This is a genomic window from Bilophila sp. 4_1_30 (assembly GCF_000224655.1).
GTDB lineage: Bacteria > Desulfobacterota > Desulfovibrionia > Desulfovibrionales > Desulfovibrionaceae > Bilophila > Bilophila wadsworthia.
In genome coordinates, this window is sequence record NZ_JH114234.1 from 260,020 (window position 1) to 271,228 (window position 11,209).

General features: G+C 57.0%; 12 protein-coding genes and 1 tRNA gene. 9 read left to right on the plus strand and 4 right to left on the minus strand.

From position 1 onward, the window contains the following. Positions 1-40: 40 nt before the first annotated feature. Positions 41-307 (minus strand): hypothetical protein, encoded by a 267-nt coding sequence (locus HMPREF0178_RS17370; protein ID WP_005030640.1) that lies wholly within the window; start codon positions 305-307, stop codon positions 41-43. A gap of 197 nt (positions 308-504) precedes the next feature. On the opposite strand from HMPREF0178_RS17370, the gene HMPREF0178_RS17375 reads away from it, so the two are divergent. From HMPREF0178_RS17375 to HMPREF0178_RS17410, 8 genes are all read left to right on the plus strand, one after another. Continuing rightward, a tRNA-Val gene (locus HMPREF0178_RS17375) sits at positions 505-580 on the plus strand. Between the two features lie 100 nt (positions 581-680). Beyond that, a complete protein-coding gene (gene thrS, locus HMPREF0178_RS17380) occupies positions 681-2,621 on the plus strand; it encodes a threonine--tRNA ligase (RefSeq protein ID WP_039959292.1) in 1,941 nt (646 codons plus the stop codon). Next, positions 2,608-3,192, plus strand: coding sequence for a translation initiation factor IF-3 (infC, locus tag HMPREF0178_RS17385; protein WP_081637690.1), 585 nt, complete (start codon positions 2,608-2,610; stop codon positions 3,190-3,192). The genes thrS and infC overlap by 14 nt, the downstream gene beginning before the upstream one ends. Positions 3,193-3,342: 150 nt before the next feature. Further along, a complete protein-coding gene (gene rpmI / locus HMPREF0178_RS17390) occupies positions 3,343-3,540 on the plus strand; it encodes a 50S ribosomal protein L35 (protein WP_005030647.1) in 198 nt (65 codons plus the stop codon). Positions 3,541-3,627: 87 nt separating this feature from the next. Next, entirely contained in the window at positions 3,628-3,981 is a 354-nt protein-coding gene (gene rplT / locus HMPREF0178_RS17395; RefSeq protein ID WP_005030649.1) for a 50S ribosomal protein L20, read from the plus strand. A gap of 452 nt (positions 3,982-4,433) precedes the next feature. Then, positions 4,434-5,885 carry an aryl-sulfate sulfotransferase gene (locus HMPREF0178_RS17400; RefSeq protein ID WP_009381165.1) on the plus strand — a complete coding sequence of 484 codons (1,452 nt, stop codon included), beginning with the start codon at positions 4,434-4,436 and terminating at the stop codon, positions 5,883-5,885. Positions 5,886-6,248: 363 nt separating this feature from the next. After that, entirely contained in the window at positions 6,249-7,076 is an 828-nt protein-coding gene (locus HMPREF0178_RS17405; protein WP_009381166.1) for a nitroreductase family protein, read from the plus strand. 174 nt (positions 7,077-7,250) lie between these two features. Further along, entirely contained in the window at positions 7,251-8,153 is a 903-nt protein-coding gene (locus HMPREF0178_RS17410; protein WP_009381167.1) for a DMT family transporter, read from the plus strand. 137 nt (positions 8,154-8,290) lie between these two features. Here the strand turns inward: HMPREF0178_RS17410 and HMPREF0178_RS17415 are convergent, their stop codons facing one another. Next, entirely contained in the window at positions 8,291-9,664 is a 1,374-nt protein-coding gene (locus HMPREF0178_RS17415) for an FAD-dependent oxidoreductase (protein WP_009381168.1), read from the minus strand. Positions 9,665-9,707: 43 nt separating this feature from the next. Further along, on the minus strand, positions 9,708-10,121 hold the full coding sequence (locus tag HMPREF0178_RS17420; RefSeq protein WP_009381169.1) for a rhodanese-like domain-containing protein: 414 nt from the start codon (positions 10,119-10,121) through the stop codon (positions 9,708-9,710). Between the two features lie 129 nt (positions 10,122-10,250). On the opposite strand from HMPREF0178_RS17420, the gene HMPREF0178_RS17425 reads away from it, so the two are divergent. Then, positions 10,251-10,850 carry a TetR/AcrR family transcriptional regulator gene (locus tag HMPREF0178_RS17425; protein ID WP_009381170.1) on the plus strand — a complete coding sequence of 200 codons (600 nt, stop codon included), beginning with the start codon at positions 10,251-10,253 and terminating at the stop codon, positions 10,848-10,850. Positions 10,851-10,994: 144 nt separating this feature from the next. On the opposite strand, the gene HMPREF0178_RS22690 is transcribed toward HMPREF0178_RS17425, so the two are convergent. Beyond that, positions 10,995-11,209 (minus strand): hypothetical protein (locus tag HMPREF0178_RS22690; RefSeq protein WP_232281315.1); only part of this gene is annotated, 215 nt, incomplete at its 5' end.

Sequence of the window (11,209 nt, forward strand, 5' to 3'; positions counted from 1 at the left end):
GGCATAAGAAAAGGGCGGAGCAGGTTCCGCCCTTTTCTTTTTACTGGAGCGGTTCACCCTCGTCGCGGGTGAACATGCGCCACATGACGCCCGTATCGGTGCGCTCGGGGGCGACGCGGAGGATCGGGATGTCCTTCCAGATATACACCATGGACTCGTCGGGATAGACCTCGCACTGCATGTTTTGCATGATGAGGTGAGGGGCGAGGCTTGCCGGGTCTTCTCCGAGCTCAAGAAGCTGTTCGCGGAGAAGCTCTTCCACGCGGGCGGCGACGCCTTTGTCGGTAGGGTAATGGGCTGACATCATAGCTATTCCTGTTGGGGATGGATGATCCCCGCATACGATAAGGGCGGAGATCCGAAATTTTTCTGATAACGAATATAAAAAGATCGAATGGGTTAGGCAAGAGCAGGCTTCGGAAAAAAAGATTTTTGAAAGAAAACCGAAAAATCGCTTGACGGAGAGGGGGAACCTGCGTAGAAGCAGTTCTCGCATCACGTTGAAGGCGCGTAGCTCAGGTGGCAGAGCACTTCCTTGACACGGAAGGGGTCAGCAGTTCAAGTCTGCTCGTGCCTACCATAAGACTCCGAACAGGGAGGGAGGTTCACCTCCTTCCCTGTTTTTTTCTCGTTGTTATTGTTATTCGGATGAGCTCCGAAGCCAACAAAAAGGTGCTGTCATGCAAGTCTCAGTAGAAGGAAAAATGGTTGAGGTCTCCGACGGGGCGTCCTGTGCGGATGCTCTGAAAGAGGGATTGAGCGGAAAACGCTTTAAGGCGGCGATTGCCTGCAAGGCCGGCGATACGCTTCTGGATCTGACTGCGCCTGTCCCCACTACTACCGAGACTCTCACCCTGACTCCTGTTACTGCCGACACCCCCGAAGGGCTGGGCCTCATCCGCCATTCCGCCGCGCACGTCATGGCCGCGGCCGTCAAGAAGCTCTTCCCCGCCGCCAAGGTGACCATCGGTCCCTCCATCGAAAACGGCTTCTACTACGATTTCGACGTGGAAACGCCGTTTTCGCCCGATCAGTTCGAAGCCATTGAAGCGGAAATGCAGCGCATCATTGATGCTGCGGTTCCGTTCGAGCGGATGGACATTTCCAAGGCCGACGCCGTCAAGCTGTTCAACGATATGGGCGAGCCCTACAAGGTCGAGCTGATCGAGGGCCTCGAAGACGGGACCATCACCCTGTACAGGAACGGCGATTTCGTTGACCTGTGCCGTGGGCCGCACATTCCGAATACCGGGTTCGTGAAGGCGTTCAAGCTGTTGTCCGTTGCCGGGGCGTACTGGCGCGGCGACGAAAAGAACCGTATGCTTTCCCGCATCTACGCAACGGCCTTTGCCGATGCCAAGGATCTCAAGGAATACCTGAACCGTATCGAAGAAGCCAAGCGCCGCGACCATCGCAAGCTCGGCAAGGAACTCGATCTGTTCGCATTCCATGAGGATGTGGCCGCTGGTATGGTCTTCTGGCTGCCCAAGGGGATGTTGCTCCGTACGATCCTTGAAGATTTCCTGCGCCGCGAACACATCAAGCGCGGTTATCAGCTCGTGCAGGGCCCGCAGGTTCTGCGCCGCGAGCTGTGGGAACAGTCCGGCCATTACGCCAACTACCGTGAAAACATGTATTTCACGGAGATCGAAGGCGACATGTACGGCATCAAGCCCATGAACTGCGTTTCGCACATGCTCATTTACAATGCGCATCTGCGTAGCTATCGTGAATTGCCGCAGAGGTATTTCGAGCTCGGCGTCGTGCACCGTCACGAAAAGTCCGGCGTGCTGCATGGCTTGCTGCGTGTGCGCCAGTTCACGCAGGATGACGCGCACATCATCTGTACGCCCGAGCAGCTGGAAGATGAAATCATCGGCGTCATCGCGCTGGTCCGTGATCTGATGGCTTTGTTCGGTTTCCAGTACCGCGTGGTTATTTCCACCAAGCCCGCGAAGGCCATCGGCTCCGACGAGGCTTGGGAACTCGCCACCAACGCCTTGATCAAGGCTGTGGAACGTGCGAATCTGTCCTACACCATCAACGCCGGGGACGGTGCCTTCTACGGCCCGAAGATCGACGTGAAGGTGACGGACGCCATCGGCCGCGAATGGCAGCTCTCAACCATCCAGTGCGACTTTACGTTGCCGGAACGCTTCGAGCTGGAATACGTGGGACAGGATGGCGAGCGGCATCGCCCCGTTATGGTGCACCGCGCCATTCTGGGGTCGCTGGAACGTTTTATCGGGGTGCTTACCGAGCATTACGCCGGAGCTTTCCCCACTTGGCTCGCTCCCGTGCAGGCCAAGATATTGACTGTTACCGACGCACAGAACGCCTTTGCTGAAGAAGCCTGTGAGGCTTTGATGAAGCAGGGCATCCGTGCGGAAGTTGATACGCGCAATGAAAAACTGGGCTTCAAAGTTCGTGAGGCTCAGCTTGCCAAGATTCCGTATATTCTTGTCGTCGGCGACAAGGAAGTGGAAGCCCGCAGCGTCAACGTCCGTCTGCGTACCGGAGAAAATCTGGGCGTGAAGTCGTTGGACGAAGTGGCGGCCTTGGTGCAGGAAGACTGCGCGGAACCGTTCAAACGTGGAGGGATGAGCTATCGCTTCTCTTAATGCAAAGCCTCGTCGGGATGTACCCCAAGACGGCGTGCGCCGGAACGAACAGATTCGTGCCCGTGAACTGCGGGTAATCGGCCCCGAAGGGGAACAGCTTGGTATTCTGGGCCGTAATGAAGCCATTGCCATGGCCAAGGAACATGGTCTTGATCTGGTGGAAGTCGCCGCTACGGCCGATCCGCCGGTCTGTCGTGTGATGGACTACGGCAAGTTCAAGTACGAGACGCAGAAAAAGAAGCAAGAGGCCAAGAAACGCCAGACTGTGGTGCAGATCAAGGAAATCAAGGTCCGTCCCAAGACCGATGACCACGATTTCGAGACCAAGGTCCGGCATATCAAGCGATTCCTCGAGGATGGAGACCGCGTTAAAGTGACGGTTTTCTTCCGTGGGCGTGAAATCGTCCATAAGGATCGCGGGCTGAGCATCCTCGAACGTGTCATTGCCGACACCAAGGACGTGGGCAAGGTCGAGCAGGAACCGAGAGCGGAAGGCCGTACCCTTCAGATGCTGCTGACGCCAGTGGCCAAGAAGAGTGGCGCTCAGGACGCTCCGGCTCAGGAAGACTAGCGGATTTTTCGCGGTCATACCCCTGCGAGCACTTGCCAACGGCGTCCAAATAGGACATCATGCGCCTTCACGTCTTCGGACGTGGAGGTGTTGGGGTGTCGTGCCCCATAGGATTTCCCGTGAGATTGATCCTCAAGTCAGGAGTTGACCATGCCTAAGATGAAGACCAGACGTTGTGCCGCCAAGCGGTTTTCCACCACTGGCACCGGCAAGTTCAAACGTCGCAGACAGAACCTGCGCCACATCCTCACCAAGAAGGATGCCAAGCGCAAGATGCGTTTGGGCCAGGGCGCTTTGGTGGATGCCACCAACGTGAAAGCTGTTCGTCGGATGATGCCCTACGCCTAAGCGTAGCGTATTGTATCCCTTTTTCTGCACTCGGCTGGCATGATCTCCGCCTCGCCGGGTTCCCAATAAGCATCGGAGGATAATTCCATGCGCGTGAAGAGAGGTCTTGCTGCCCATCGTAGGCACAAGAAATATTTGGATATGGCTAAAGGCTTCCGCGGAGGCCGCAGCCGTTTGTACCGCACCGCTCGTGAAGCTGTTGAACGTTCGCTCGCGTACGCCTTTGTGGGGCGTAAGCAGCGCAAGCGCGAATTCCGCAAGCTGTGGATCCTGCGCATCAACGCTGGCGCCCGCGAAAACGGCCTGTCCTATTCCAAGCTGATGTTTGGTTTGGCTCAGGCTGGCGTGGCTCTGAACCGTAAGGTTCTGGCCGACCTCGCTGTGCGTCAGAAGGAAGATTTCGCCAAGTTGGTCGAACTGGCCAAGACGAAGCTCGCCTAAGGCGCGTTTCGGGCGAACCAAGCAAGGAAGCAAGGCAGAGGATTCGTCCTTTGCTCTACAGTATAAAGCTCGATGTGATGGGTCTTTCACGGGAACCATCCTGATTGACACGACAAGGGTCGGACTCGGTATGAGTTCGGCCCTTTTTTATTGTGTCCTCAAAAAAGTTTTTTGGGGGTCGGAGGGCCTTGTACTTGGGCGGTAGGCCGAATTGCGTGAAAGGGTAAAAGGCTGGGCGTGGAGCAGGGGAAAGCCAAACGGAAGAAGACGAGAGGGTAGAAGAAATTATCACAGCATGCTTAAAATAAAGGATAATCGTTTTTGTTGAGAGGAAACGTGGAATAGTTGCGCCAAATGTAACAAACGCAACAGCGCGGGATTCTTTTTTCGGGGTAGGATTCAGCCATGTGGAGAGAAGTTCTCCTGACGCACTACAAATTAAGGAGCATGTCATGGGCCATCCTACTATTTACCCCACTGGTGTAACCGTCTACGATCCCGAAAGAAGCTGGAACGGTTTTACGATTTTTCAGGCGCAGGAAGTCGGCGCCGTCCTTATGGATATGAACGGCCGTGAGGTGAATGTCTGGAAAGGTGTTCACGGGATGCCCAACAAGATTTTCCCCGGCGGTTATCTGCTGACCAGCCGTGGCCGCCGCAGCGGCAAGTACAGTGTGCAGGATGGGCTTGATGTCATTCAGGTGGACTGGGACGGCAACATCGTCTGGAAGTTTGATAGGAACGAATTCATCGACGATCCCGGTATCCCCGGTCGCTGGATGGCCCGCTATCATCATGATTTCCAGCGCGAAGGCAGCACCACCGGCTACTACGCGCCCGGCATGGAGCCCAAGACCGACTCCGGCAATACGCTTGTGCTCGCGCACCGCAACGCCCGCAATCCCAAGATTTCCGACAAGCAGCTTCTCGACGACGTGATCCTCGAAGTGGACTGGGACGGCGACATCGTGTGGGAATGGAACTGCAACGAGCATTTCGACGAGATGGGCTTCCGCGAAGGCCCCAAGAACACCCTCGCCCGCAATCCCAATTACCGCCCCACGCAGCCCGAAGGCATGGGCGACTGGATGCACATCAACTCGATGTCGGTGCTCGGCCCGAACAGATGGTATGACGCGGGCGACGAGCGTTTCCATCCCGACAATATCATCGTGGACGGCCGCGAAGCCAACATCATTTTCATCATTTCCAAAGCCACCGGCAAAATCACTTGGAAGCTTGGCCCGGATTACGACAACAGTCCTGAGGCCAAGGCTATCGGCTGGATCATCGGGCAGCATCATGCGCACATGATTCCTCACACCCTGCCCGGCGGCGGCAACATTCTCGTGTTCGACAACGGCGGCTGGGGCGGTTACGACGTGCCGAACCCCGGTGCTCCTACCGGCGTGAAGGCGGCCTTGCGCGACTATTCCCGCGTGTTGGAAATCGACCCCGTGGCCATGAAGATCGTGTGGCAGTACACGCCCACTGAAGCCGGATTCCTCGCCCCGATGGACAGTAACCGTTTCTACAGCCCCTTCATCAGCGGTATGCAGCGTTTGCCCAACGGCAACACCCTGATCACCGAAGGTTCCGACGGCCGCGTGTTTGAAGTGACGCCCGACCACAAGATCGTGTGGGAATTCGTTTCCCCGTACAAGGGCAAGTTCGTGCCCATGAACATGACGTACCGCGCTTACCGCGTGCCCTACGAATGGGTGCCGCAGGTCGCCAAGCCCGTTGAAACGGCCATCGAGCCTCTGGACGTTGCCACCTTCCGCGTGCCCGGCGCGGCGGCGTTCGGCGATCGGGCCAAGGAAGTGAGCGTTGAAGGCTGCGTGCCCTATGAAGGCAGCAACGCCCTGTGCGTCGCCTCCGTCGAAGATCCAGAAGACAAGTAAGCGGGAGAAAGAGGGGGTGGGGATTGCCGCCCTGCATGAAGGTCAGGGCGGCAACCCTTGGAATTCCTTTTCCTTCGAGAGAAAGCACCGTTCGCCTGTTGCGTTGGGGAAATGGGATTCGCCCTGCGGTACTGTGGGGCCGGATTTTGTTTGCGCCGGGCGGAAAGGGGAAAGGCCGGAATGTTCCGGCCTTTTTTCGTGTCCTGCGTGGAAAGCGCAAAGGGATGGGGCTGGTCGTACGTGGAGAAGGTGGCTTTTGCTAAACATCTATTTGTACTTAAAAGGTATTTTTATGAGAGATGCGCCCTTGCGAAAAAGGGCAGGTATGCTATTCCCGGAAGGAAGAACCTCAAGGAGGCAATCATGATTGATTTCAAGGTGGATGAGTCCCTGTGCGTTTCGTGCGGGGCTTGCGTCAAAGATTGTCTGCATCAGGCTCTCCGCATGGACATGTACCCTGTGATGGTCGATGAAGGGCATTGTATCCGCTGTCAGCACTGCCTTGCGGTCTGCCCTACGGGGGCTGTTTCCATAATGGGGACTGCCGCCTCTGATTGCACGCCGCTTGCGGGCAATATCCCGGAGCCCCGCCAACTGGATACGCTGTTCAAGGGACGCCGCTCCGTACGGCACTATAAGCGCGAAAACGTTTCGCCAGCATTGCTTCAAGAGCTTCTCGACAGTGCGGCCTACGCGCCTACCGGCAGCAATGCGCAGAATCTGCTGGTTTCGGTTGTCGACGACATTGCGGCGATGGATGCCTTTCGGGAGGCTGTCTACCTGCGTCTGGACGAGCTGGCGGAAACGGGTGCCATGCCGGACTGTCAGCGCCGCGCGTTTTTCCTTTCCGCCGGAAAGCTCTGGAAGGCCGGGGGATGGGACGGCATTTTCCGCTCCGCTCCGCATTGCGTGATCGTGGCCAACGCGAAGAATGCGACCTGCGTCGAGCAGGATCCGCTCATCTATCTGTCGTACTTCGAGTTGATGGCACAGGCGCGCGGGATAGGCACGCTCTGGTGCGGCCTGCTGTACTGGTGTCTGCGGGACGTGCTGCCCGACTTCCTGCTCCGTTTGGGTATTCCGGATACGCACCAACTGGGATACGCAATGTTGTTCGGCTATCCCTCCATTAATTATCGGCGTACGGTTGAAACCCGTTGCGCGCTCGTCAGGCACATCGGCTGGAACTGACTCAACGGTTGATCCGGACGGCGGGCCCTTGGCTATTTTGGGGACCGCCGTCTTTTTTCGACGGAAAAGCGGTAGCGCTGGCTGCGGCCGTCCGGGAGACGTTGGAAAATCGTCTGCGGACGCACTTGAGCAGCTTAAGAAACAGTCCTTATACCCGAATAGCGTGGAGAAGAGATGAAAACCGGAGCCGTTTCGAGCCAGTGGTATGCCTTCGCCACCGTAGTCCTGTGGTCGTCCGCATTCGTATTCACGAAAGTGGCGTTGCTGTCTTTTTCGTCAACCGCGCTCGGGTTCCTGCGTTGCGCCATCGCGTCCGTGGTGCTCTATGCCGTGCTGCGCTGCAAGGGCGTGAGGATGCTTAACTGGCGCGAGTTGCCCCGGTTCACGCTTTCGGGCGCGCTTGGGTTTTCCATCTATCTGTTCATCTTCAATAAAGGTTCCGAGACGCTGACGGCGGCCACGGGATGCATCCTCATTGCTACCGCGCCCATCATTACGGCGCTGATGGCGTCCGTCGTATTCCGGGAGCGTTTGACGCGGCTTGCGTGGATTGCGCTGTGGCTTGCGTTCCTCGGGGTGCTCGTCCTGATGCTGTGGAACGGGAGCGTTTCGATCAACGCCGGGGTATTCTGGATGCTCGGGGCCGCCCTTGCCATCAGTGCGTACAACGTGATCCAGCGGCTCTATGCAAACGGGTATACGTCGCTCCAGATAACGGCCTACAGTTTTTTTACGGCAACGGTGATGCTTGCGGGCTTTTTGCCGGAATCCATACGCCAGATCGAGTCGGCCCCTCTTTCCCATGTGATCGCGGTGATCTTTCTGGGCGTTTTCCCGAGTGCGCTGGCGTATCTGTTATGGGCGAAGGCGCTTTCTTTTGCTGCGACCACCAGTGACGTGACCAAGTTCATGTTTTTGACGCCGCTGCTTTCGTTTGTGCTCGGCTATGTGGTGATCAGCGAGCTGCCCGGCGTGGAAACATGGATCGGCGGCGCGCTCATCCTCTCCGGGCTGGCATTGTTTCACATCTCAGGCCAGCGGGCCGAGAGGGCCCGGCGGGCGGCAATGCGGCACTGACGGGCTGGCGCTTGCGCGTGGTTCCCTATATGCGGAGAATGATGGGCTGAATGTGCGCTGATTGCCGGGAAAAGCAAGGAAGGGAGGAAACCCTAGGCTTCCTCCCTTCCTTGCTCTATATATAGTTACCAGCGCGATTACTTGATTTTCGAGAGGAGATCGTTCAAGGCTTCCGTCATGGAAGGATGGGTATAGATCATATCCCGCAGGAAGGTGTAGCCTTTACCCGCACGGATGGCCGTTTCCACGACATTGATCATCTCTCCGGCATCGGCGCAATGTAGGGCGCAACCCAATATGGTTCCGGTTTTTGCGTCCACTACGGCCTTGAGCATACCCGTGGTTTCACCCATCAACCGGGCGCGGGGGATGGCTGCCGCAGGAAGGACGGCAACCTTGATGTCGAGGTTTTTGTCGCGGGCGGCCTGTTCCGTGAGTCCCACGCGACCGAGAGGGGGATCCATGAATACGGTATACGCGGGATCGCGGTCGCTGGCGACGCGCTTGCCCTCTCCGTAAAGGGCATCCCGGACGATGCGGAAGTCGTCCAGCGAAATGTACGTGAACTGCGGGCCGCCTTTGACGTCGCCGAGAGCCCAGATATGCGGAACGGAGGTTTGCAGGCGTTCGTCCACGGCAATCGCGCCTTGTTCCGTTGTCTTCACGCCAGCGGCTTCAAGGTTGAGCCCCGCCGTGAGCGGGCGGCGGCCCGTCGCGAGCAGGATGGCATCCACGGGCAACGCCTGTTCCGTGCCGTCGAGAATGAAACGGACCTCGGCTTCATCCCCGGCGTCGCGTACGGCACTGGCGGATGCACCGGTTATGATCGTTACACCCTTGTTTTCCAGCGCCTTGCGGACGCTGTCGGCCACATCGGCGTCTTCGCGGGCAAGGAAGCGGGAACCGCGTTCCAGTATGGTGACCCGTGAACCGAATTCCGCGTAGAACGAGGCGAATTCCAGCGCGATATACCCGCCGCCGAGGATGATCAGACGGCGGGGCAGGTCTTCCAGCTCCAGCATGGTGGTGCTGGTGTAGACTCGCGGGTTTTCGCGGACGCCTTCAATGGGCGGGATGACGGTTTCGCCGCCGGTGTTGATGAAGATGCGTTCGCCGGAGAGGAGCAGGGTTTTGTCCGCCGTTTTGACTTCGACTTCATGCGGGGAAACGAACGAGGCCGTCCCCGTGATGACGTCCACATTGTCCCGGTCGGCAAGCATGGCGTAGTTTTTACCGCGCAGGAAACCGGTCACTTCGTTCTTGCGGGCGATGGCGCGCCGATAATCGGCGGCCTTTTCCTCAAAGCTGCGCTCTCCGCGGCACAGGCTCTTATGCGCTTCGTAGACCAGCGTCTTGGTGGGGATGCAGGCGATGTTGATGCAGGTGCCGCCGTACATTTTGTCCGAGCGTTCGACGATGGCAACGGATTGTCCTTGATCCGCGAGATAGGCGGCCAGCGTCTTGCCTCCTTTCCCGAATCCGATAATGATGGCGTTATAGCGCTGTTGCATGGCATATTCTCCTTGTCGGCAGTTGCGGGCTTTTCAGAAGGTCTTACTTGAAAGTAAATGAGCCGTCATTGCCGTATACGGGTATTCCTTTGAGAAACCATAGATTCTTCTTCTGAGGGTACGCTTCCCGGATCATGTCGTAGGCCGTTTCAGCCCGGCGTCCGGTCCGGCAGAGGAGCAGGACGGAGCCGTCGGCGGGGACTTGACCCATATGTTCGCGCAGTGTCTGGATCGGAAGGAGCAGAGCGCCGGGGACGTGGCCTTGGGCGTATTCCTGCTCGGTACGGACATCGATGACGGTCAGCTTGTCGCCAAGCGTGTCCATCAGCTGCAGGGCTTCAGCCGGGGCGAGCGCGCCGGTCTGCGGGAGTTCGGCGGCGGGGGAGTGGCCGTATGCCGCGAACATGAAAACGCAAGCCAAGAGTACGGCAAACCATTTGGAACGAAGAGAATGCATAGCGACCTCCAGGGGTATGCGGCTGTGGGCAAAATGCCTCTGTTGCTTTTTTATTTAACGATCATTAAAATACTCGGGTGACCGTTTCTGTCAAGCGGTTTTTGATGCCAAGCGATGAAGGAGTTTGCAATGGGAAGGCCACCATCCTATGATCATACGATGTTACTGCGTGAAATCATTGATTGCCTGTGGGAGCGCGGGTACGCGGCGACGCCCATCAGCGTCATCGTCCAGGAGACGGGAGTCAACGCGGCAAGCCTCTATGCCCGGTTCGGCAGCAAAAAAGGGATCATGCTTGCGGCGCTGGACTTGTATGCCAAGGAGACAATCGACGCGCTTGAAGCCTTGCTGGCCGCGACGCAGCCGGGAGCCGGACAAGTACGCGCCATCTTGGAACATGCCATGGGCAGTTTTGAGGACCCGCGTGCGCGAGGGTGCTTTCTGGTAAACACCGTCACCAACATTTCGACGGATACGCCGGATTTCGCAATGGCGGTAGCGGATTATATGGAGCAGATACGCGGCAGAATCAAGGACGCGCTCAAGCGTGCGCCGGGCTTGCGGCCAGAGGTGACGCCGGAAGATGCGGCACTGTACGTGCAAGTGCAGGTTTGGGGCCTCAAAGTCATGGCCCGGATGCGCCCTGACAAAGCCGCTGGAAAGGTTGTTGTCAGGCAGACGCTGACAGGGTTGTTTACGGATGAAGCCGTAGCCTCCCTAGAGGCATAAGACGCTCCGCCGGCCTGCAGCATACGGAAAAATTTAATTGAAATAATTTATTTTTTACTCTTTTGGCAAAAGAAATTTTGGGAAGAAGGCACGAATGTTCATATATTCGTGCCTTCTCGTTTTATAGAGTCTTTATCGTCTTATTTAACGTGCATCACTTGTTTTTATAAACTGGTTTTGTCTTTGTAACATGTTTTTTGTTTTAATAAGATTTTCATACCTCTTCACTTTTGTTGAGCCGAATCTTGTAAAGAAAAATATGCGGGTATATAATGTATTTAAAACTGTCAGCGGAATAGGGGAAGGGAGGCCAAAATGAAGATTATCCGGTGTTGCCGTTCCGGCTCTCTCTCTCTCTC

Bases quoted from the DNA above. Each gene is read 5' to 3' on its own strand.
- HMPREF0178_RS17370 (WP_005030640.1), bottom strand. From the start codon at position 307: ATGATGTCAGCCCATTACCCTACCGACAAAGGCGTCGCCGCCCGCGTG.
- thrS (WP_039959292.1), top strand. From the start codon at position 681: ATGCAAGTCTCAGTAGAAGGAAAAATGGTTGAGGTCTCCGACGGGGCG.
- rpmI (WP_005030647.1), top strand. From the start codon at position 3,343: ATGCCTAAGATGAAGACCAGACGTTGTGCCGCCAAGCGGTTTTCCACC.
- rplT (WP_005030649.1), top strand. From the start codon at position 3,628: ATGCGCGTGAAGAGAGGTCTTGCTGCCCATCGTAGGCACAAGAAATAT.
- HMPREF0178_RS17400 (WP_009381165.1), top strand. From the start codon at position 4,434: ATGGGCCATCCTACTATTTACCCCACTGGTGTAACCGTCTACGATCCC.
- HMPREF0178_RS17405 (WP_009381166.1), top strand. From the start codon at position 6,249: ATGATTGATTTCAAGGTGGATGAGTCCCTGTGCGTTTCGTGCGGGGCT.
- HMPREF0178_RS17410 (WP_009381167.1), top strand. From the start codon at position 7,251: ATGAAAACCGGAGCCGTTTCGAGCCAGTGGTATGCCTTCGCCACCGTA.
- HMPREF0178_RS17415 (WP_009381168.1), bottom strand. From the start codon at position 9,664: ATGCAACAGCGCTATAACGCCATCATTATCGGATTCGGGAAAGGAGGC.
- HMPREF0178_RS17420 (WP_009381169.1), bottom strand. From the start codon at position 10,121: ATGCATTCTCTTCGTTCCAAATGGTTTGCCGTACTCTTGGCTTGCGTT.
- HMPREF0178_RS17425 (WP_009381170.1), top strand. From the start codon at position 10,251: ATGGGAAGGCCACCATCCTATGATCATACGATGTTACTGCGTGAAATC.